General features: G+C 64.9%; 18 protein-coding genes and 1 other RNA gene. 9 read left to right on the forward strand and 10 right to left on the reverse strand.

The window, feature by feature from the left end; translation table 11 throughout:
• Genes VFW04_17460 through VFW04_17480 form a run of 5 tightly spaced genes read left to right on the forward strand, consistent with a single transcriptional unit; the run spans position 1 to position 5,469 of the window.
• A complete protein-coding gene (locus tag VFW04_17460; protein ID HEX5181124.1) occupies positions 1–774 on the forward strand; it encodes a Nif3-like dinuclear metal center hexameric protein in 774 nt (257 codons plus the stop codon).
• Positions 741–2,204 carry an ABC transporter ATP-binding protein gene (locus VFW04_17465; protein HEX5181125.1) on the forward strand — a complete coding sequence of 488 codons (1,464 nt, stop codon included), beginning with the start codon at positions 741–743 and terminating at the stop codon, positions 2,202–2,204. Before VFW04_17460 ends, VFW04_17465 begins: the two co-directional genes overlap by 34 nt.
• Positions 2,201–3,421, forward strand: coding sequence for an MFS transporter (locus tag VFW04_17470; GenBank protein HEX5181126.1), 1,221 nt, complete (start codon positions 2,201–2,203; stop codon positions 3,419–3,421). Before VFW04_17465 ends, VFW04_17470 begins: the two co-directional genes overlap by 4 nt.
• Before the next feature lie 9 nt (positions 3,422–3,430).
• Positions 3,431–4,561 carry an ABC transporter permease gene (locus VFW04_17475; GenBank protein HEX5181127.1) on the forward strand — a complete coding sequence of 377 codons (1,131 nt, stop codon included), beginning with the start codon at positions 3,431–3,433 and terminating at the stop codon, positions 4,559–4,561.
• On the forward strand, positions 4,558–5,469 hold the full coding sequence (locus VFW04_17480) for an ABC transporter permease (protein HEX5181128.1): 912 nt from the start codon (positions 4,558–4,560) through the stop codon (positions 5,467–5,469). Before VFW04_17475 ends, VFW04_17480 begins: the two co-directional genes overlap by 4 nt.
• 16 nt (positions 5,470–5,485) lie before the next feature.
• Here the strand turns inward: VFW04_17480 and VFW04_17485 are convergent, their stop codons facing one another.
• The 6 genes from VFW04_17485 to VFW04_17510 all read right to left on the reverse strand — a co-directional run bounded on the left by VFW04_17485 (position 5,486) and on the right by VFW04_17510 (position 11,206).
• Positions 5,486–6,430, reverse strand: a complete 945-nt coding sequence (locus VFW04_17485) for a hypothetical protein (GenBank protein HEX5181129.1) — start codon at positions 6,428–6,430, stop codon at positions 5,486–5,488.
• Positions 6,431–6,519: 89 nt separating this feature from the next.
• Entirely contained in the window at positions 6,520–6,792 is a 273-nt protein-coding gene (locus VFW04_17490) for a hypothetical protein (protein ID HEX5181130.1), read from the reverse strand.
• Between the two features lie 34 nt (positions 6,793–6,826).
• The gene (locus VFW04_17495) at positions 6,827–7,213 is read right to left on the reverse strand and encodes a prepilin-type N-terminal cleavage/methylation domain-containing protein (GenBank protein ID HEX5181131.1); all 387 of its coding nucleotides are present in this window, start codon (positions 7,211–7,213) and stop codon (positions 6,827–6,829) included.
• A gap of 224 nt (positions 7,214–7,437) precedes the next feature.
• A complete protein-coding gene (locus VFW04_17500) occupies positions 7,438–7,860 on the reverse strand; it encodes a prepilin-type N-terminal cleavage/methylation domain-containing protein (protein HEX5181132.1) in 423 nt (140 codons plus the stop codon).
• A 120-nt stretch (positions 7,861–7,980) separates the two neighbouring features.
• Positions 7,981–10,797, reverse strand: coding sequence for a DNA polymerase I (gene polA / locus VFW04_17505; protein HEX5181133.1), 2,817 nt, complete (start codon positions 10,795–10,797; stop codon positions 7,981–7,983).
• A 205-nt stretch (positions 10,798–11,002) separates the two neighbouring features.
• Positions 11,003–11,206 carry a cold-shock protein gene (locus VFW04_17510; protein ID HEX5181134.1) on the reverse strand — a complete coding sequence of 68 codons (204 nt, stop codon included), beginning with the start codon at positions 11,204–11,206 and terminating at the stop codon, positions 11,003–11,005.
• A 418-nt stretch (positions 11,207–11,624) separates the two neighbouring features.
• Here VFW04_17510 and VFW04_17515 point away from each other — a divergent pair, with 418 nt between their 5' ends.
• On the forward strand, positions 11,625–12,644 hold the full coding sequence (locus tag VFW04_17515) for a serine/threonine-protein kinase (protein HEX5181135.1): 1,020 nt from the start codon (positions 11,625–11,627) through the stop codon (positions 12,642–12,644).
• On the opposite strand, the gene VFW04_17520 is transcribed toward VFW04_17515, so the two are convergent.
• Positions 12,641–14,461 carry a HAMP domain-containing sensor histidine kinase gene (locus VFW04_17520; protein HEX5181136.1) on the reverse strand — a complete coding sequence of 607 codons (1,821 nt, stop codon included), beginning with the start codon at positions 14,459–14,461 and terminating at the stop codon, positions 12,641–12,643. The two genes, VFW04_17515 and VFW04_17520, sit on opposite strands and share 4 nt — an antisense overlap.
• A gap of 90 nt (positions 14,462–14,551) precedes the next feature.
• Between VFW04_17520 and pyrE the strand changes: the two genes are divergently transcribed.
• Positions 14,552–15,118: an orotate phosphoribosyltransferase gene (pyrE, locus tag VFW04_17525; GenBank protein ID HEX5181137.1), complete on the forward strand. Its 567-nt coding sequence runs from the start codon at positions 14,552–14,554 to the stop codon at positions 15,116–15,118.
• Here the strand turns inward: pyrE and VFW04_17530 are convergent.
• The gene (locus VFW04_17530; protein HEX5181138.1) at positions 15,079–16,017 is read right to left on the reverse strand and encodes a helix-turn-helix domain-containing protein; all 939 of its coding nucleotides are present in this window, start codon (positions 16,015–16,017) and stop codon (positions 15,079–15,081) included. The genes pyrE and VFW04_17530 overlap by 40 nt on opposite strands.
• Before the next feature lie 128 nt (positions 16,018–16,145).
• Here VFW04_17530 and rnpB point away from each other — a divergent pair.
• Positions 16,146–16,512: RNase P RNA component class A (gene rnpB, locus VFW04_17535), an RNA gene on the forward strand.
• Between the two features lie 96 nt (positions 16,513–16,608).
• Positions 16,609–17,523, forward strand: a complete 915-nt coding sequence (locus tag VFW04_17540; GenBank protein HEX5181139.1) for a hypothetical protein — start codon at positions 16,609–16,611, stop codon at positions 17,521–17,523.
• A 12-nt stretch (positions 17,524–17,535) separates the two neighbouring features.
• On the opposite strand, the gene dnaN is transcribed toward VFW04_17540, so the two are convergent.
• Both dnaN and dnaA read right to left on the reverse strand, forming a co-directional pair.
• Positions 17,536–18,648, reverse strand: coding sequence for a DNA polymerase III subunit beta (gene dnaN, locus VFW04_17545; GenBank protein HEX5181140.1), 1,113 nt, complete (start codon positions 18,646–18,648; stop codon positions 17,536–17,538).
• 262 nt (positions 18,649–18,910) lie between these two features.
• Positions 18,911–20,299: a chromosomal replication initiator protein DnaA gene (gene dnaA, locus VFW04_17550; protein HEX5181141.1), complete on the reverse strand. Its 1,389-nt coding sequence runs from the start codon at positions 20,297–20,299 to the stop codon at positions 18,911–18,913.
• Positions 20,300–20,383 lie beyond the last annotated feature (84 nt).

A 20,383-nucleotide genomic window follows, 5' to 3' on the forward strand; every position in this document is an offset into this window, starting at 1 on the left:
ATGCCGGTACTCTCCGACATCGCGCAGTACCTCGACGAGCTCCTGCGCATCAGGGAGATTCCGGACTATGCCAACGCGCTCAACGGGATTCAGGTAGACACGGACGCCGAGATCGGGAAGGTCGCCGCGGCCGTCGATGCACGCGAGCAGACCATTCAGGGGGCGATATCCGCCGGCGCGAACTTGTTGCTCGTGCACCACGGACTGTTCTGGGGCGGCCTGCGCCCGCTCCGAGGACCTGCCCTGCGTCGCATCGACGCGCTCATCACGCATCACGTGGGACTCTACTCGGCGCACTTGCCGCTCGACGCGCATCCGACGGTCGGAAACAACATTCTGTTGGCCCGCGAGCTTGGCCTAACGACGACGTTCGGTTTCGCCCGGCACCACAGCGTCGACATCGGGGTCGGTGGTGAGGCGAATACGCCGACCGTGGAGATCATCGAGCGCGCGTCCGCGTTCGCGCGCCGCTACGGCGGCCTCGTTCGTCACTCGACGTGCGCCGACGAGCGCGTAACGCGGCGCTGGGCCATCTGCACCGGCGCCGGCGCATCGCACGATACCCTCGCCGAAGCTGCGCTTCGGGGCGTGGACACGCTGATCGTCGGCGAGGGTGCGCACTGGACGTCCATCGATGCCGAAGAGCTTGGCATCGTCGTCGTTTATGCGGGTCACTATGCGACGGAGACCCTTGGCGTGCAGGCGCTGGCCGCAGACCTGAGCGCCAGGTTCGCGACGCCGTGGATCTTCCTGCACGCTCCCACGGGGTTGTGAACGCCGCTCCCGCGCTCTCGCTCGAGAACATCGCGCGCCGCTTCGGTTCGGTGCGGGCGCTCGAAAACGCATCGCTGGTCGTGGGCGATGGATCGGTGCACGCGCTCCTGGGCGAGAACGGCGCCGGCAAGACCACGCTCATGCGGGTGGCGTTCGGCCTCGTGCGACCGGATGCCGGCACGATTCGCGTGCGCGGCCGCACTGTCGATCTGCCGTCGCCGGCGGCCGCGATTGAGTTAGGCATCGGCATGGTGCACCAACACTTCAGCTCGATCCCTGCCCTGAGCGTCGCCGAGAACGTCGCGTTAGGCGGACACGGCGCGTATCGTGCGGACCGCGTCCGCGCTCGTGTCCGCGACATCTGCGAGATGGTCGGCTTCAGCCTGGATCCGGACGTGCGCGCCGGCGACTTGTCGGTCGGCGCCCAGCAACGGCTCGAAATCGTGAAGGCGCTGGCCCGCGGCGCCCGGATCCTGATCCTCGACGAGCCGACCGCGGTTCTCGCACCTTCCGAAGCCGAGGACCTACTGGCGATGCTCCGCCGGTTCGCTGATACTGGCGGCACGGCGGTGCTCATCACGCACAAGCTGCCGGAAGCACTCGCGACGGCCGACGAGGTGACCGTGCTGCGGCACGGTCGAACGATCCTCGCCGAGCCGGTCACCAATGTCGACGACTCGAAGCTCGCCGCCGCGATGATCGGCGGAGCAGCGCCCACCGCGACACGTCGCGAGCGTCGACACGCCGGCCCGATCGTGCTGGCGGCTCAGCATCTCGCCGTGCGCGATGAGCGCGGCGTGATGCGCACGCGGGACGTCAACCTGGCGGTGCGTTCGGGCGAGCTGCTTGGCGTCGCTGGAGTCGACGGTGCGGGCCAGCACGAGCTGCTGCTCTGCCTCGCGGGCCGTCTGCCGCCATCGTCGGGACACGTCGACGCGCCAGCCACAGTGGGGTTCGTGCCCGAAGATCGACTTCGCGACGGGCTGATACTTGAATTCGATGTCGCTGAGAACCTGGCGCTCCATGAGGCGGGTCAGGCACGAGGACGCCTCGCGTGGCCACGCATTCGAGCGCGCGCCGCCGAGATCCTGATCGAGTACGATGTGCGCGCCCAGTCGGCCGACGCACTCGTCTCGACGCTTTCGGGCGGGAATCAGCAGAAGCTGGTGTTGGCGAGAGAGCTGGAACCGCATCCCAGCGTGCTGATCGTGGAAAATCCGACGCGCGGGCTCGATATCGCGGCTACTGCCGCCGTGCATTCCCGGCTGTTCGACGCCTGCGAAGCTGGCGCGGCAGTCGTTGTCTATTCGAGCGACCTGGACGAGGTGCTCGCGCTCGCCGACCGGCTCATCGTCATGTTCGAAGGTAAAAGCCGTGAGGTGGCGCTCGATCGCGCGGCCGCGGGCCGCGCCATGTTGGGCGCCGCGTGACGCCTAACCAGCCGGGAGCGCGGGCCCAGCTCGCGATTCTCGCTCTGTGTCTCGTGCTCGGGATGTCACCCTGGTTCAGTGCGACGGTGGCCGCCCCGGCGATGATCGCCGAGTGGCACTTGGCACAAGCGACCAGTCCGTGGTTCACCATGGCGGTGCAGTTAGGCTTCGTCGCCGGCACGCTGATCGCCTCGGTGTTCATGCTCAGCGATCGGTGGCGTGCCGAGCGATTGGCCGGCTGGAGCGCCGCGGTCGCCGGCACGGCCACGCTGCTCATTGCGGAGCGGGTCCACGGCGCGACCGGGGCGCTCGTGCTGCGCGCGGTCACCGGAGCCGCGCTCGCTGGTGTGTACCCGCCGGGCATCAAGCTCGTCGCCGGGTGGTGGCGCTCGAGTCGCGGGCTCGCGATCGGCGTACTGGTAGGGGCGTTGACGATTGGCTCGGCGTCGCCGCATCTCATCAGCGCGCTTGCGCCTAACCAGGACTGGCGCCGCGTGCTGCTGGTTTCGGCGGCGGCGGCATTCGCAGCGGCGGCGCTGCTCCTGCTCGCGGTGCGCGAAGGACCATACCAGGCGCCGTCGGCCGCAGTGAGCCTCGGGGGATTGCGTCGTGTCATCGCCGATCGCGGGGTGGTCTTGTCGATCGCGGGCTATCTCGGGCACATGTGGGAGCTTTACGCGATGTGGAGCTGGATCGCGCTGTTCTGGGCGGCGGTGGCGGCGCAGCACGCGCTTCCCCGCACGGTGCCGAGTATGATGGCGTTCATCACGGTCGCCTCCGGGGCCATCGGATGCGTGATCGCCGGCGCGTTCGCGGATCGGTTCGGCCGGACGACGACGACCATGACCGCGATGGTGGTCAGCGGCGCCTGTGCGTTAGGCATCGGCGCGGCGTACGGCGCCGGCGCATCGCCGGTGCTGCTCGGCGCCATCACGTTGATCTGGGGCGTCACCATCGTCGCGGATTCGGCGCAGTTCTCGGCGTGCGTGACGGAGCTGTCGCCATCCGAGTATGTCGGCACCGCGCTCACCGTGCAGACGTGTCTCGGCTTCCTGCTCACCGTCGCGAGCATTCGCGCCGTGCCGGTGTGGGTAGCGCAATGGGGTTGGGGTTACGCCTTCGCGCCGCTCGCGTTGGGCCCGGCGTTCGGTACGATCGCGATGTATGGGCTGCGCGGCGCCCGATACCGTGCGCGACTTGCCGGCGGGCGCGGTTAGGCGCTCGCGATGCGTCCCGCGACGCCGAGGTCCGGCGCGTCCGCCCTGAGCACGTGGCATCGTCGCGCAGCGACGTCGCTCAGCGGCGCGGCCATCGCCATGATGGTTGCGGTCCTGTCGCTGGCTCTGCTCTGGGTGGCGCTTCGGTTGGCCGGCTTCGATGCCACGCTCGCCCTCGGCGCCCTGTGGCGCGGATCGTTCGGAACCTGGTATGCGCTGACCTCCTCGACCCTGGTGCGCGCGACGCCGCTCGTGCTGACGGGACTCGCCGTCGCCATCGCGTTTCGCGCCGGCGTCTGGAACATTGGCGCCGACGGGCAGCTGCTGGTCGGCGCCGCGGTTGCGACTGCGGTGGGTCTCGCGTGGGGCGCACAGCTCGGCTGGCTGAGCATGCCGCTCGCCTTGGCGGCCGGCGCAACTGGCGGTGCCGTGTGGGCCGGCGTCGCCGCCCTCCTTCGCACGAAATTCGGCGTGCTGGAGGTGATCAGCACCATCATGCTCAACTTCGTCGCGGTCGACCTGGTCGGATATCTCGTGCGGGGTCCGCTGCAGGAACCGAGTCACGCGTATCCGCAGAGCGACCCGATCCCCGCGACGATGCACCTGCCGATCCTCATCCCGGGCACGCGGCTGCACGCGGGGTTTGCGTTAGCCGTCGCCACGAGCGTCGTGCTCTGGTGGGGCATGCGATCGACCGCTGCGGGCTTTCGCGTTCGCGCCATCGGCGCCAACCCCGATGCTGCACGGATCGCAGGACGTGTCGATGTCGCCCGAACGACGACCAACGTTTTGTTGTTGAGCGGCGCGCTGGCCGGACTTGCCGGCGCGGTCGAGGTCAGCGGCGTCACCTTCGCGCTGTACGAGAATATCTCGCCCGGTTACGGCTACACGGCGATTGCGGTGGCGCTCCTGGCGGGGCTCGACTCGCTCGGCGTGTTAGGCACCGGCATCTTGTTCGGCTCTCTCGAGGCCGGCGCGCTCTCGATGCAGCGAGAGGCGTCGGTGCCCTCGGTCGTCGTTACGGCCGTCGAGGCCGCGCTGGTCCTGCTGCTGCTCGCGATCAGCCGACGAGGCAGCGCCGCGAGCATCATCGCTCGATTTGCAGGTGCGCGGTCGCCGGCCCAGGACGACGTACCGTGACCGGCGCTCTCACGAGCTTTCTCGAGGCGTCCGTGCGCACGGCGACGCCGCTCGCCTTGGCCGCACTCGGCGAGCTACTCGTCGAGCGCGCGGGCGTCATCAACATCGGACTCGAGGGTATTGTGCTCGGTGGCGCCTTCGGCGCGTTGCTCGGCGCGGGTACGAACCATCTCGTCTTCGGTTTTCTGGCCGGCTGCGTTGCGGGCATCGCGGTGGCCGCGCTGTTCGGCGTGTTCGCCGTGTCCATGCGCGCGGACCAGATCATTACCGGCACGGCGATCAACCTGCTCGTCCTCGGCCTAACGGGCGCGCTGTATCGCGGGCTGTACGGTGCGACGGGCGCCGCGCTCTCGATCCCGACGACCGGCTCCTTCGCTGTCCCCGTGCTCTCCCGCATTCCGGTGCTCGGACCGACCTTCTTCGATCAACCGCCGCCGACGTATCTCGTGTACGTCGTTGCGCCGCTCTTCTGGTGGTGGTTGTATCGGACGCACGCGGGACTCGCCATCCGGGCGGTTGGTGAACGGCTGGAGGCCGTTCGCGTGGCCGGAGTGGACGCGCATCGATGGAGGTGGATCACGCTGCTTGTCGCCGGAGCGCTCGGCGGCGTTGCCGGTGCGACGCTCGTGTTGTCGCAATCGGGTACGTTCGCCGAGGGTATGTCCGCCGGCCGCGGCTTCATCGCGATTGCCATCGTCGTGCTGGGCCGCTGGCGTCCGGTGGGCGTGTTGGTCGCCTCGCTTCTGTTCGGCGCCGCGAGCGCGTTGCAATATCTGTTTCAGGCGATGGGCTGGAGCGTACCCTATCAGCTCTTTCTTGCCGTGCCGTATGTCCTGACGCTGCTTGCGCTCGCCGGATTCGCCGGACGGCGCATCGAATCGCCGGCCGCCCTCGGGCGCGCAGGGTGACGCCCCAGTTATCGGCCTAACAACCCGTGTGTACGCTCGTCCAGCGCAGGCGCCACGTACCGTCCGTCTGCCGTTCGATCATCGCGTAAGCACTCGTGTCCTGGCCGTCCCGCAGCACGACGAGCGCCAGGCGGGACGGCGCGGACAACCGCACGACAGCGAGCACGTCGGTCGTCTCGATCGATTCTTCCAAACCGCCGGCACGTTCATGGTAAGCGACGCGCAACGCCGCGTCCGGCGTGTTTGCAGCGCGCTCGGCGATGATGAACGTGTGCTGCTCGAGCGGCGACGCCTCCTGGTTGAGCCGCCTAACGAGATCCGCAGCGACGCCTTCCACGCCGGGAGCCGCCTGGAAGCGGTACGCGTACCGCACGGAAAACGGGATGCCACGGAAGGTCCGGCTGGTATCGTCGGGAAGCGCGGAGGCAAGGCGCGTCAGATCGGCGGCGAAGTTCGCCGAGTCCGATCCCGACATACCCTGGAGAGAATCGAGCGCCACGGCGGCAACGCGCTCCTGGACGAAGCCCACGGTCCAGCCCGCGGCACGACTCGTGTCTCCACCGATGCCAAGCGTTGCCGTCGGCCATTCGACGCACTCGTCTCCGGCCCACTCTTTGGAGCCCGCCGAAACAACCGGCACTGCATCGACGACGCCGCCATGTCCAATCAGCGATACCGAGTCGCCGCGCAACGTCGACGCATCGAGCTGGAGCGTATCGGGGACCGTGCTGTCGGTGTAGACAGGAAACACCACCGAGGCGTTTGCAGCCGACGGGCCTCGGGCGAGCATCACGGGGCCAACGCTCGAGTCCCACTGCGGCACCGCTTCCGGCGTCGGCCGCGCCGCCACAGACTCCGGTGCGTTAGGCGGGGCGGCATGCGTCGGCGCCGCGTCTCGAGCTCGGTTGCACGACGTGACACACGCGGCGAGCAGCGCGAGCCGCCCTGCCCGGGTGATCATGATGCGCCGGAGGTCTGACATGCGTGGAATCTTCGTGTCGCCCGAGCAGGCGTCAACGATCGCGATGACGTCCGGCGACGATGGAAAAATCAGCGTGGCGGAAGCAAACGACCGACGAGATCCCAGTGCCAGGCATCTCGGCGAATACCGGTGCGCGGATCCTTGAGCGGCTTGTACTGGAGACGCTCCGGAGGGAGGCCAACCTCTCTGCCATAGGCAAGCAGCCGCAGTCGGTCGGTCGAGACCAGATGCGCCATTGGCTGCCCCCGGTATACGTGCCGGTGCAGCCAAAGGCCGCCGTTCATGGCGAACGTCATTCCCGCTTTTCTGTTGTTCACGAACTCGCGATACCAACCCGACAAAGCCGCGCCTCGAAAGTCCTCTGATGTCGTCTCGCTAGTTGCAGGCGACGACGGACTCCACGGTGGCTGGCGAAGGCGGTGTCGCAGTGCCGATGAAGATGGCGCAAGACGACGACGACGCGCCCGGGTGACTTGCAGTGGCCGACCACCCTGACGGCGAAGCTTCGCCAATCGTGACCGTCGTGCCGGGGGACGGTTGAAAATTGATTGCGGTAAGGTTGGTCGAGTAGACGTCGTTTGTGTAGTAGTACGACTCTTCCGCCGTCGCGAGATTGCGAAGGTCGGACCTCATCATTGCCGTATACGCCTTGCCCTTCGTCGACGAGAACTTCGGAATCGCGATCGAGGCAAGAATGCCAATGATCACGACCACGATAAGCAGCTCGATTAGAGTGAAGCCTGACGCGCGGGAGCGAGACATAGGACGTTCCCCATGACCGAAAGAGGAGCCACGACGCGTGGCTCACGGTGCGGCTATGGGCAATGGAAGTGCCGCTCGAGTGACCGAGCGTAAAATCTTGTCGGCCAAGCTGTTAGGCAGTTAAGACTTCTCGCTGGGGTCAATCTGACCGCTCGATTTGCCACGCTTATGGCAGACTGCAACGACCCCTGTGAGAGAGTCCTAAGCGCGGTTCTGGAGCGAGCTCATGGGGTGCAGCCAATCACATTCTTGAGCGTGGCGGGCGGCAATACGGGCACGTTACCGTAGTAAATCGCGCAGATGGCGCTATCGCCGGCGTAGCTCGCCTTGGCCGCCCACCCCAATGTGTCGGCAGACACCACATTGATCGCCACCTGCGGGCTGCTGCTGTACTGGATCTGGCGCAGATCGGTGCTATAAGCGCCGGAGACGTTCCAGTACGCTTCCTCGGTCGTAGCGAGATTTCGGAGGTCCGCGACCATCGTCGTGAGATAGTAGCGTCTCTTGTATGCATGGTAGCGCGGGATGGCCAGACCGACCAGGATCCCGATCAGGAGTAGCACAACGAGCAATTCGATCAACGAAAAGCCGCCATGCGCACGTCGTTGGCGCCCAACGATCGGGTGAACCACGGAAGTCGAGGCCATGCCTGAGCGAGTCGTCGTCGGCCTAAAGCAAAGCACGGCACATGTTCCGCGATCGAGGTGCGGGAGCGCAGTCGGATGTTCATGAAGACGACTGGTGCCCGCTAATGTCTCAGGGCCGCGTCACGCCTTCGTATTCAGCCAGTTGTCTCCAACGCCGATGTCGACGACGAGCGGAACGGAAAGCTCTGCTGCATGCTCCATCTCGTGACTAACGAGCGCGCACAGCGATTCGACCTCGTCGGTCGGTGCTTCGAACACCAGCTCATCGTGCACCTGGAGGATCATGGCGGAGCGCGCTCCTCGAGCACGCAGCGCGTGATCGATCCGGATCATCGCGATCTTGATGAGATCCGCGGCGGAGCCTTGAATCGGAGAATTGGTGGCGGTGCGCTCGCCGAACTGCCGTATGCTGAAGTTGCGATCGCGCAATTCCGTGATGTAGCGGCGTCGACCGAACAACGTCTGCACGTACCCGTTTTCGCGCGCGAACGCGACCATCGAATCGAGGTAGACGCGAATGCCGTGGAAGCGCTCGAAGTACTCGCTGATGAATCGCCGCGCTTCGACGACGTCGATGCGTAGCTGCCGTGACAACGCGTTCGCGCCCTGACCGTATATCGTGGCGAAGTTGATTGTCTTGGCGCGCGCGCGCATGTCCGACGTCACATCCTCGATCGGCACGCCGAAAATGATCGACGCTGTTTGGCGATGAATGTCGCCGCCGGCGCGGAACGCGTTGACGAATGCCGCATCGTTGGACAGGTGCGCCAGCAGCCGCAGCTCGATCTGTGAGTAATCAGCGGCGAGAAATTTCCAACCCGGCCGTGGCACGAAACCGCGTCGAATGTCTCGCCCGAGCTCACGTCGAATCGGAATGTTCTGCAGATTCGGATCGCTCGATGAAAGTCTCCCGGTGCTGGCTACCGTCTGATTGAAGGATGTGTGGATCCGACCATCTGTCGGGTGCACCAGTGCCGGCAGCGCATCGAGATATGTACCCTCGAGCTTGGAGAGCTCTCGGTATTCCATGAGGAGCGAGGGTAGCAGGTGTCCCTGCTCCGCCAACTGCTGCAGCACCGACGCATCCGTCGACGGACCACTCGGCGTCCGTTTGAGAATAGGGAGCTCCAACTTCTCGAAGAGGATCTGTCGCAGCTGCGGATTGGAATTGATGTTGAACGGCTCGCCTGCCGCTTCGTAGATCTCCTGCTCCACTCGCTCGCGCTCGCGCTGGAAGCGCTCCTTGAGCGACGCGAACCACGCGCGATCGATCGAGACCCCCTGCCACTCCATTTCCGCGAGCACCGCAGAGAGCGGAAGCTCGATCTCGCACATGAGGTTCGTCAGCGCGTATGCGTCGAGCTGGGGTTGGAAGACCGCGCGAAGGCGCAGCGTCATGTCCGCATCTTCGCACGAGTAGTCGCGCGCGGCATTGACGGCACACTCGTCGTATGGGACGAAGTTCCGGCCCTTTCCGCACAGGTCTTCGTACGACGTCATCTTGTGGTCGAGGAACTCGAGGGCGAGCACATCCAAGCCGTGCGAGCGCCGCCCGGGATCGAGCACGTAGCTGGCGATCATCGTGTCAAAGTCGACGCCGGCTAACCTAACGCCAGCGCGCCGGAGCACGAGCGAGTCGTACTTGGCGTTGTGCGCCGTCTTACGGAGGCCCGGATCCTCGAGCAGAGCGCGCAGCGGAGCCATCGGGTCGGAGTCGAGCGGCGGCAGGTTGCGAATCGCTGCCGCAGATGCATCGGCGGCGCTCGCCGGCGCGCTGTCGGGCAATAGCTCCTGCTGCGCCGGACGATGCGGCCGGTGACGGAACGGCAGGTAATACGCCTCGCCGGGCGCGAGCGCGATCGACAGTCCGACTAACGTGGATCGGAGCGGGTCGATGGACAGTGGGCTCCCGGGTTCGACCACGGCTTCCACGTCGACCGCGATGTAGGAGGCGGACCGCACCCGCGCGTACAGCGTCTCGAGGTCGTCGACGCTGTCGATCGTGGCGTACCGTGCCCGTTCGACGGGGCGCGCGGCGGCCGTCGCATGCTCCTTGGCGAGCGAGTGGAATTCCAGCTCGACGAAGAGCTCTTTCAGGCGCGCATGATCCGGCTCGGAGACGTGCATCGCCGCGAGGTCCAGCGAGATCGGCAAATCCTCACGAATTGTTACTAATTCCTTGGACAGGCGCGCGGCTTCGGCTTGTGTGAGCAGCGCTTCGCGCGGACGCTTCTTGGTGATCGAGGTGGCGTTCGCCAGGATGTTCTCGAGCGATCCGTACGTCGCCACGAGCTCGGCTGCGGTCTTGTCGCCGATGCCTTTGACGCCGGGTATGTTGTCCGACGAGTCGCCGACGAGGGCGAGATAGTCAATGACGCGATCGGCGGGGACACCGAGTCGCTCGGATGCATTCTCGGTTGTCACCCATTGTTCTTCGACGGCAGCGGCGCCGCCTCGACCTGGATTGAGCAGCAGGACGCCGGGGCGGACGAGCTGCTGGAAGTCTTTGTCGCCCGAGACGACAACGACCTCAAGACCGGCTTCGAGACCCAGTCGCGCCATCGTGCCGATGACGTCATCGGCCTCGTAGCCTTTGAGCGTGATGACGGGGACGTTGTACGCATCGAGCAAGCTTGCGATGCGTTCCATGCCGCGATCGAAATCCGCTTGGAGTTCTTCGCCGAGTTTTTCGCGGGTTGCCTTGTAGGCCGGATAGCGTTCGTGGCGGAACGAGAGACCGGAGTCGTGCACCCACCCGAGATAGGCGGGCTTGTGCGTGGCGAGCAGTCGCTGAAGGAAGTTCACCACGCCCCAGGCAGCCGAGGTGTTTTCACCGCGGCTGGTCGTGAGGGGGCGAGAGATCAGAGCGAAGAACGCGCGATAGATGAGGGCGTAGCCATCCACGAGGAAGAGGCGGCCTGCTGATTTGTTCGGCATGATCGAAAGGTCGCCCGAGCATCTGGGAGAAACCAGGGACGCAGTCGTCGCGGAGCGGTGGGACAACGTACGAAAAAGGCGAATCCGATCTGCGATGAGCGTCGCAGATCGGATTCGCCCGAGCCGGTCTCCAGACACCAACGCCTGCCACGCGTGGCGGCAGGCGGAAGCGGGGATCGAATGGCCCGTGAGTTCGAGAACGCGTCTAGCTGACTCGCTGAACGTTGGCGGCGTGCAGACCTTTGTCGCCGGTCTTGATCTCGAACTCGACCTCTTGTCCTTCAGTTAGCGTCTTGAAGCCGTCCATGGCGATTGCCGAGAAGTGCACGAAGACGTCTTCACCGCTTTCCTGTTCAATGAAGCCGTACCCCTTCGCGTCATTGAACCACTTCACTTTCCCTCTGGCCATTCGAGCAGCCTCCTGCGGGGTGAAACGGATCCTGCACGGCGTTGTGCGGGGCAAGGCCGGCGGCGGCTTTGCGGGCGCCTATATAGTCTCGACCTGCGATTTTGTCAAGAGAACGCCATGCGGCACAAGAAGATACATATTCGGTGATTCGCGAGTCCGGGCCAGGGTGCGTTAGGCATAGGCGGTGGCGCTGATGTGGGGGGGTTGCGCCGGGGTGAGCGAGCGTGCGGGGAGCCGCCGCGGAATCAGGATCGGCAGCATGTAGCTTTATCGCGACAGCATAGCGCCTGTTTAGCGATATTCGTGGAACATATTTGGTGGAAATAGGCCAGGCGAGCAGATTCGCGTGCCGGTGGCTTCGCGGCGAAAGTCAGCAGTAACGGGTGAGTCTGCGGGTGCTACGGTCGGCGCACGCGCGATGTTGCACGAGGCAGTGTTCTGTCCTACAGCTGTCGATCTTCGACGCGGATCGTGCTTGCTGCGTTATTGGAGTCCAGTTAGCTTCGCCGGCGTGAGTCGCGAGAACCTCTCAGGTACGACAATCGCAGGATACACGCTCCACGATATGGTCGGCGAAGGAGGAACGGCGGTTGTGTACCGCGCCGATCATCCGCAGCACGGCACAGTCGCGGTCAAGGTGTTGCGCGAGAAACTGCGGAACGACAAGACGGCCGTCGCGCGGTTTTTGCGCGAAGCGACCTACGGTACCAAGGTCAACCATCCAAACGTCGTCCGGACCATCGAGATAGGCGAGGCTCGGCCCGGGCTGCACTTCCTGGCCACCGAGTGGGCGCCGGGCGAGTTGCTTGAGAAGTATGCGAAGCGGCATGCGCCGCTTCCTCCGGCCGAGGTGGCGGGCATCGTCCAGCAGATCGCAGAGGCGGTACACGCCGCGCATTCGGCCGGGATCATTCATCGCGATCTCAAGCCAGACAACTTGATGTACGATGCGCCGACGAAGCGGGCCAAGCTGCTGGATTTCGGCATCGCCGCGCAGACGGATCTCGCTCCCGACGAGCGCCTAACGCGCGCCGGATTTTTCGTCGGAACGCTCATGTACGTGGCGCCGGAGGCACTGTCCGGCCAGTTGGTCACGGCGGCCGCGGATCAGTACAGCCTGGCGACGATCGCCTACTACCTGTTGTCCGGAGCGTTGCCCTACACGGCGAAGTCGCAGCGGGAGATGTTCACGCAGCTGCTTTCGCAGCCGCCGATTCCGCTGCTCGCGTCGCGCAAGGGGCTCGAGGTTTCGCCGGCGGTCGACGCGGTGGTCATGAAAGGACTGGCGCGGAATCCGACGGATCGGTATCCGGACACGCTGTCGTTCGCGAACGCGCTGCGCGAAGCGGTCGAGGCGCCGCCGGCGCGGAAGGACGGATTGCTTCGCCGGGTGCGGTCGCTTCTGCGCCGAGACGATCCCGAGGCGCCGCCGGCCTAGCCGGCCGACGTGGTGCGCGCGGGGGTTCCGGCGTCGGCCGGCGCGTCTCCCGGCGGCACGCCGCGCGCGGGCTCCTGCTCGACCGGGATCCAGACGGTGAACGTCGAGCCATGGCCCAACTCGCTCTCGATCGAGATGTCTCCGCCTAACAAACGGGCGAGACGGCGCGAGATGGCAAGGCCCAGTCCGGTGCCGCGATGGATCGAATCCCCTCGGGGCCCCGCGTTCACCTGCTCGAATTCGCCGAAAATGCGCTCGCGTTCGTTAGGCGCGATGCCGATACCGGAGTCGGAGACGTCGAGTGCGATCCATCCGCCAGGTGGGCGCGAGCCCTCGATGGCCGGCGGCGGACCGAACGGCGCCGGTGGCGCCGCGGGCGGCACCGCGGCGGTGAGCTGCGAAGCGACGTAGATGAGCGGCCGGGTGACCGCCCCGTGACTAACGCTAGGCGGAGGGGGCGGCGGCTCCAGATGGCGGGCGCGGATCGTGATGGCGCCCGACGGCGTGAACTTGGTCGCGTTGCTCAGCAAGTTCATGAGGATCTGCCGCAGATGCATGGGGTCGGTGCGCACGCGCGGGAGCGTGGCACTCACGGCAATCTGGAAATCCAGTCCGCGCTCGGCGATGAGGGGCTCGACCTCACTAGCAACCGTCAGGACGAAGGCGCGGAGGTCGATCGATTCCCGATGCACCTCGAGGCGGCCGGCCGCCATCTTGGCCAGATCGAGGATTTGATCCACGAGCAGCCGGAGGTGGCCGGCAGACGCGGCGATGCGCTCGACCGGCGAGATCTGACGTTGGGCGAGCTCGCCGTAGACCCCGTCTCGCAGCAGTTCGACGAATCCGACGATGGCGTTGAGCGGCGTCCGCAGCTCGTGTGAGACATTCGCGAGAAACTCGCTCTTGGATCTGTTTGCGCGCAACAATTCCGCGGACAAGCGTTCGAGCTCCGCGGACCGCTCGGAGAGTCGAATGCCCTGTCGGCGCTCGTGCAGCAACATGACGATGAGCGCGCCGAGCGTCGCCAGACCGATGCCCCAGACGAGCGGACGAACGTTGGCGTAGCCGGATCGACGCATCACGACGACCCGCCACTCGCCACCGCCCGGCACCGGCAACGTCGACGATGCGGTGTCCACGCTGGCTGAGCGTGCAAGCAGGCGCGGCGTCGCGCCGATGGTGTCGGTGTTCGCGAGAATAACGAGCTGACCGCGGACGCGCGGACGCGCTTGCGATACGCTCGCGAGGATTGCGTCAGTCGTGACGCTGCCGCCGGCGAATCCGCGAAAGCTGGTGCCGACGTAGATCGGCTGGAGCATCAACACGGCCCGCTCGCCCGTGACCATGGGTCCTGCTTTCGACACCTGGCCTCTGTGCGTCGCGCGGGCGGCGGCGGCGAGACGACCGAGGCCGAGGGCCGAGATGGTGTCAATGTCCAGGCCTTGGGCGAGCGGCGGCGACGGCCGGCCGAAGAGATGCTGCTCGCGGACTCGACCCGCGGTGTCCGTGATCCAGATTCGACGAAACGAATTTGCGTACTGCGTCATGGAACTCACGAGCGATTCGAACTGCTCGCCCCGGACGACGCGCGTCGTATCGAGATAGAGCCCGCGAATCGATTGCAGCGCTTCCGTGTGCACGGCGAGAAATCCGCCGACGAGCGCTGCCGATTCGGCGGCTTCGACTTGAACCTGTGCGCGATTCGAGGTCGACAGCGAGCGATCGACCGCGTACAAGCCAGCAAGCGCAAAGATGAGCGCGAGTGACAACGCGATCGACGACGCGCGAAGACGAACGGCTCGAGTCGACAGGTACATGAGAAGCGCGCCAGAAGAGCGAAGTCGCTCGCGGCGCAGTGTTCTCGCACGTCGATTGACGTCGAAGATACGCGCCGGTAAGCTACGGCCATGACCGACCAAGAACGACTGGTTGCTCTGCTCGCGACACGATCGGCGAGACGTGGGCAGTTCGTTCTTGCTTCGGGCCGCTCGTCAACACTGTATATCGACGCCCGGCTGACGACAATGAGCCCGGAGGGTTTGGTGCTCATCGGGTCGCTTGGGCTTGCCTTGCTCGACGACCGCGGTTGGGATGTCGACAGCATCGGTGGCTTGACGCTTGGCGCTGATCCGATTTCATACGCGATCAGCTATGCAAGCGCGTGCTCCGCGCATCCTCGACGCGCTTTCTCTGTGCGCAAGGAAGCCAAAGCGCATGGCACCGGGAAGCTCATCGAGGGGCCGTTTGCATCGGGGGATCGCGTTGCCGTCATCGAGGACGTGATCACGACCGGTAGCTCTGCGCTGCGCGCAATCGATGCGGTGCAGGCCGCAGGAGGGACCGTGGTTGGCGTGTTGGCGTTGGTCGATCGTGAGGAAGGCGGACGCGAGACGATCGAAGCGCGCGGCGTGCCGGTTGCTCCACTCGTTCGTGCTCACGACATCGTAGCGCGACTGGGCCCCGTTTCGCCGTAGTCGTCCGACGAGTTTGCTCGTTCCTGCTGCGCGCCCGCGGGCACGAGCGCGCGCGAGGCGAGCGGGTCGAACGTTCTCAGCGTCGCCAAATGCGGTCGCACGAGCTCATCGCGAAACCGCAGCAGCATGCCTTCACCGTTGTATCGCTCGCGGAACTCGAGTGCGGTGAGTCCGATGAGCATGCGCACATGTCGACCGAAGCTCTGCGGCGACGAGTAGTCCATCCGATCTGACACGCTCGCCACGGACAGTCCGGGATTCTCGAAAGCTCGGGCGGCGCGCACCAAGCGCGCCATGGCCAGGTATCGTTTTGGTGATGGGAGGCCGGCGCGGAAGAAGCGGCTCATGAGGGTGGTGGGCAGTACGAGTAGACGCGTCGCAAGCGCGCGGACACTCGAGGTGCTCGTAGCGCCATCGAACAGCGACGCAAAGAATCGCCAGCATCCGTCGGGCACACCGATGAGATCGAGCGAGAGCTGACCGATAGCGAGTTGATCGATGTCACTGAAGAATTGGTTAGACAGCAAGTCCCGCAGTTGGCCCCAGCCTTCGGGTTGTCGAACGTCGACCAACGACTTGACTCCTGAGTGACCGAGTCCGAGGACGGCGCGCGGAGTGTCGCGATGCTCGAGGGAGAGGAGCGCGACGGCGGTGATGCGCGGGAACTCGCGGACGAGCCGAGCGACGGCGCACAATTCTTCTTCACCGCAACGGGCAACGGAGAGCACCACGGCGCCGGCACGCTGATCGCGAAGGTCCTCGAACACGTCATCGAGCGAATCGCGGTGTAGCGCTCGGTAGCGGCCCTCGCCTGCAGCGTCGACTCGCGTGCGTTCGACCGGGAGCAAGACGGTCGTGACGGGTTCCAATGGCGTCGGCGTGAAGGCGGTGGGATGCACGGCAACCTCCGGTGGCGAATCGTGGTGTGTGCGAATGAGGCACGGGCACACGATCGTTCCCCGCGTCAGCGAGGCGTCACATGGTCAATGGCGTGGTCATTCGGGGGACGGTATCTTTCGTGAGGTGCGAGGCCGGCCGGACGGTCGCGCGGGGCGTGAGCTTCGCGAGGAAAGTCCGGGCTCCGTAGGGCGGACCGCCAGCTAACGGCTGGGCGCTGCGCAGCAGCGACGGAAAGTGCCACAGAAAACAGACCGCCGGCGGATGATTGCCGGTAAGGGTGAAACGGCGGGGTAAGAGCCCACCGCGCATCTGGCAACAGGTGCGGCACGGTAAACCCCGGTCGGAGCAAGGCCGAATAGGCGGCGAGAGATGGCCCGTCTCGTCAAAGACGCCGCGGGTAGGCTGCTCGAGGTCGTGAGCGATCACGATCCTAGAGGAATGACCGTCCGGACGACATCGTCCGACAGAACCCGGCTTACAGGCCGGTCTCGCTCCATGCAGCCTCTCGTGAGTTCGTCGGCGCGGGAGGCTGCGTTTTTTTTGGCGAACGACGAGGGTTGAACGTGGCCGCGTGTCACATCGGGGGGTCCGTGGAACGTCAGATCGGATTGGCGGGCGGCGCGCTGGCTGTGATGTGCGTCGCGTGCTCGACGACGCCTAACGTGGCCAAGGCACCCGCGCCGGCTCCGACGCCGGCGAAGCGTGAATCAACCACCGTTCGACCGGCGGTGCGCGAATGGACGATTCGGCGCGCGACGGGCACCTGGCGGTACAGGCTCGAGGGAAACGCGACGGTGGTGTTGGCGAGCGACTCTTCGACTCCGGCGGCGCCGATTCACACGATGGCGGAGTATTCGTTGACGGTCGATTCGACCGGCGGCGGATCGGCGTACAGCATCACGGGTCGGGTCGACTCGTCGACACTGACCGCGGGCGGGCGCGTCCCCCCGCGGCCGGCCGACTCCACGCTCACCACGTTCTCAGCGCGGCTCGATTCGGCGACCGGCCTAACGGACGTCGCACTGGGCGGCGGTGCGCGCGCGACGTGTGCTGGAGGCGTGACGCCGACGGTGGCAGCGGGGTTGACGCTGCTCGTGTCCACGCCATCGCATCTGCAACAGGGCACGGTCTGGCACGACTCGACGTCGACGACGACGTGTCGCGGAACCGTGGCGGTGGTGTCGAAAGTGTCGCGAACGTTTCAGTTGGTCGACACGGCCACGTGGAACGGGCAGTCGGTGCTACGTGTGAACGTGACGTCGACGTCGACCGTCGACGGACAAGGTCTTGCCTCCGCGGCGGGCGACAGCATCTGGGTGACCGGCACCGGCACATCGTCGGGCACGCTGCTGCTCGATCCGTTGGGGATGATGCCGGTGTGGTCGACGATGACGGGCAACTCCGGGATTGCCGTGCGAAGTCACGAGACCACGCTGCCGTTCAAGCAGCAGGTGACCGATACGACGACGATGCTCGATTATCGGCCGGGCACCGGCCGGCCATGACGCGCGTTTGCGTTAGTCAATGAGACGCAGCGGCATGATGAGGCACATGTACTGTGCCGGGTCATTCCAGCCGACGGGTTCGACGGTTGCGGCTCTTTCTGGTGCTTTGAACGTCAGTCGCACTTCATCGGTCGGCATGTTGCGCAGGATTTCGAGCAGATAGCTGGCATTGAAGCCGATGTCGAGCGCGTCACCTTCGTAGGTGACGGGCAGCTCGTCTTGCGCTTCTCCCAAGTCCGGCGTCTGGACGCTGAATTTGGCCATTCCTGCGTTGAACGACATGCGGATCCGATGCGTCTGATCGGAGGCAACCACCGACATGCGCTTGAGCGCTTGTGAGAGCGCGTTCTTGTCGGCAAGCGCGATGCGGTCGTTATCGCGCGGAATCACCTGCTCGTACGGCGGGTACGGGCCTTCGATGAGGCGGGTGAAGACCGCGGTGAGCGGCGATCGGAATCCGAGATGGTTCTCTCCGCGCGCGATCTCCAGATCTTCTTCTGCGGGAAAGAGTCGTCGCAGCTGCTCGAGCGCTTTGGGCGGAATGATCAGATCTTCGGAGTGGCCATTTTGCCCCGCGACAGGGACGTCGATTTTCGCGAGGCGGTGACCGTTGGTCGCGACCATGCGCATGCGGTCTCCGCGCAATTCCCACAGCACGCCATTGAGAATCGGTCTGCTCTCTTCGGTGGAGACGGCGAACGCGGTGTGCGCGATGAGCTTTTGGAGCTCTCCGGATTTGATTCTCCAGCTTTCCGAGAACTTGACTGCCGGAAAGGTCGGGAATTCGTCGCGGGGCAAGCCGAGTAGACGGAAGCGAGACCGTCCGCACTCGAGCGTGATTTTCTGTTCGCCGACTGCGCTGATCTTCACCGGCGCAGAGGGAAGCTCGCGCACGATTTCGGCGAGTTTCTTGGCGGGAACGGTGATGGCTCCCTGGCTTTCGACGTCGGCGATGACTTCGGTGGAGACGGCCATGTCGAGATCCGTGCCGGACAAGCGGATCCCGCGCTCGTTGGTCTCGAGCAAGATGTTGGACAAAACCGGCAGTGTTGTTTTCGCCGGCACTGTCGCAATCACTGCCGACAATCCGTCCTGAAGTTTTTCGCGCGCGATAGTGAAGCGCATTCCGATCCTCTGGTCCCGGATGTTCGCGGGGCTTGGAGTGAAAACGTGAACTCGCGGTGTTTTTTCTACTACTTCTTTACTGTTGGATCAAGAGTAGTAGAAGTAGTAGGGGGTGTGGAACTTGGGAAAACCAGGCGAAAGCATGAAGCGCGCAGCAGTTATCGTACTGAGAAAGCTGTGGGAAACCAAGTTGCTTTCCTGGGAGCGTTGGAAAACGTGCGATGCGATGTGGAGACGCCATCGATTTCCCACGGCGTGCACATCACGTGTGAAGATCCGAAATGCTTTTCCGCAGTGATTCCACACGAGCATTGAACGGAGCGTCGCCGGCCAGCAGCGATTGGACCCGCTCGAGGCTATGGATAACGGTGGAGTGATCGCGTCCACCGAAGGCGTTGCCGATTTCGACGAGTTGGAGGCCGAGGAATTCGCGGATGAGGAACATCGCGACCTGGCGCGGCACGGTGAGCTGTTTGGTGCGGCTCTTGGAGCGCAGGCCTTCGACGTTGATGCTGAACTCTCGAGCAACCAGGTGCTGGATGGACTGAACGCTCAGCGCGTGTTTTTCATCGGCTGTGTTGTCGCCATTTAGCCGCAGTTTGTCACGAAGTGCTTCTCGCGCCAGGCTGACCGACACGTCGCGGTGTTTGAGCGAGGCGTAGGCGAGGAGTCGGATGAGCGAGCCTTCGAGCTCGCGGACGCTGGAGCGGACGTGTTCGGCAATGAAGCGGATGACATCTTCCGGAATGGTGAGCTCGAGGTGATCGAGGCGCGCCTTGTTCTGGAGGATGGCGATGCGGTGTTCGAGGTCGGGCTGTTCGATATCGGCGACCATGCCCCATTGGAACCGGCTGACGAGGCGTGCCTCGAGTCCCGGGATTTCGGATGGTGGGCGGTCGCTGGTGAGGATGATTTGTCGTCCCGCTTCGTAGAGCGCGTTGAACGTGTGGAAGAACTCTTCCTGGGTGGCTTCGGTGCGTTTGAGAAAGTGGACGTCGTCGAGCAGGAGGAGATCCGTTTCGCGGTAGCGCCGGCGGAATTCGGGGGTGGACCGTTTTTGGATGGCGGTGACGAGCTCGTTGGTGAACTGTTCGGTGCCGACGAAGCAGACGCGCGTTGACGGTGCGCGCTGCATGATCTCGTGGGCAACGGCTTGCATGAGGTGCGTTTTGCCCAGCCCGGTATCGCCGTAGATGAAGAGCGGGTTGTAGACTTTTCCTGGCGCGGCGGCGACGGCTTGTGCGGCAGCGGCGGCGAGCTCGTTGGATTTTCCGATGACGAAATTGTGGAACGTGTAGCGAGCGCTGAGTTGGACGCCGGGCGCATCGCCAGGCGCTGTTTGGCGAGCCTGGTCGGGCGGCGGGGCGACGAACAAGTCCATTTGGGGCCGAGTCTTTCGTTCTTCGTCGACGCGAAAGACGATGGTGATGGGGTGGCCTAACGCCAGTGGCGCGAGACTGGCGAGATACTGCGAGTGCTTGGATTCATTCCAATCGGCGGCGAATCGATCGGGTGCCGCGACGACGATCGTATCGCCTTCCAGTTCCAGTGCTTCGGTCGGCTCCAGCCATGTTCGGTACGTTTGCTCGGGCAGCTCGAGGCGAGCGCGATCGAGCAAGCGGGACCATGTTTCTGTTGCCGTAAGCGTCATGCTGGGGAACAACTCGGAAGGGGACGCGAAGCTAGATTCGGCGTGTGGAAAAGTCAATCCGATGAAAACACGGCAGTAGCGTGA

This window comes from Gemmatimonadaceae bacterium (assembly GCA_036273715.1).
Classification (GTDB): domain Bacteria; phylum Gemmatimonadota; class Gemmatimonadetes; order Gemmatimonadales; family Gemmatimonadaceae; genus JADGGM01.

Bases quoted from the DNA above. Each gene is read 5' to 3' on its own strand.
- VFW04_17485 (HEX5181129.1), bottom strand. From the start codon at position 6,430: ATGATCACCCGGGCAGGGCGGCTCGCGCTGCTCGCCGCGTGTGTCACG.
- VFW04_17460 (HEX5181124.1), top strand. From the start codon at position 1: ATGCCGGTACTCTCCGACATCGCGCAGTACCTCGACGAGCTCCTGCGC.
- VFW04_17510 (HEX5181134.1), bottom strand. From the start codon at position 11,206: ATGGCCAGAGGGAAAGTGAAGTGGTTCAATGACGCGAAGGGGTACGGC.
- dnaA (HEX5181141.1), bottom strand. From the start codon at position 20,299: ATGACGCTTACGGCAACAGAAACATGGTCCCGCTTGCTCGATCGCGCT.
- VFW04_17495 (HEX5181131.1), bottom strand. From the start codon at position 7,213: ATGTCTCGCTCCCGCGCGTCAGGCTTCACTCTAATCGAGCTGCTTATC.
- VFW04_17520 (HEX5181136.1), bottom strand. From the start codon at position 14,461: ATGTACCTGTCGACTCGAGCCGTTCGTCTTCGCGCGTCGTCGATCGCG.
- VFW04_17475 (HEX5181127.1), top strand. From the start codon at position 3,431: ATGCGTCCCGCGACGCCGAGGTCCGGCGCGTCCGCCCTGAGCACGTGG.
- VFW04_17500 (HEX5181132.1), bottom strand. From the start codon at position 7,860: ATGGCCTCGACTTCCGTGGTTCACCCGATCGTTGGGCGCCAACGACGT.
- polA (HEX5181133.1), bottom strand. From the start codon at position 10,797: ATGCCGAACAAATCAGCAGGCCGCCTCTTCCTCGTGGATGGCTACGCC.
- pyrE (HEX5181137.1), top strand. From the start codon at position 14,552: ATGACCGACCAAGAACGACTGGTTGCTCTGCTCGCGACACGATCGGCG.
- VFW04_17515 (HEX5181135.1), top strand. From the start codon at position 11,625: ATGTTGCACGAGGCAGTGTTCTGTCCTACAGCTGTCGATCTTCGACGC.
- dnaN (HEX5181140.1), bottom strand. From the start codon at position 18,648: ATGCGCTTCACTATCGCGCGCGAAAAACTTCAGGACGGATTGTCGGCA.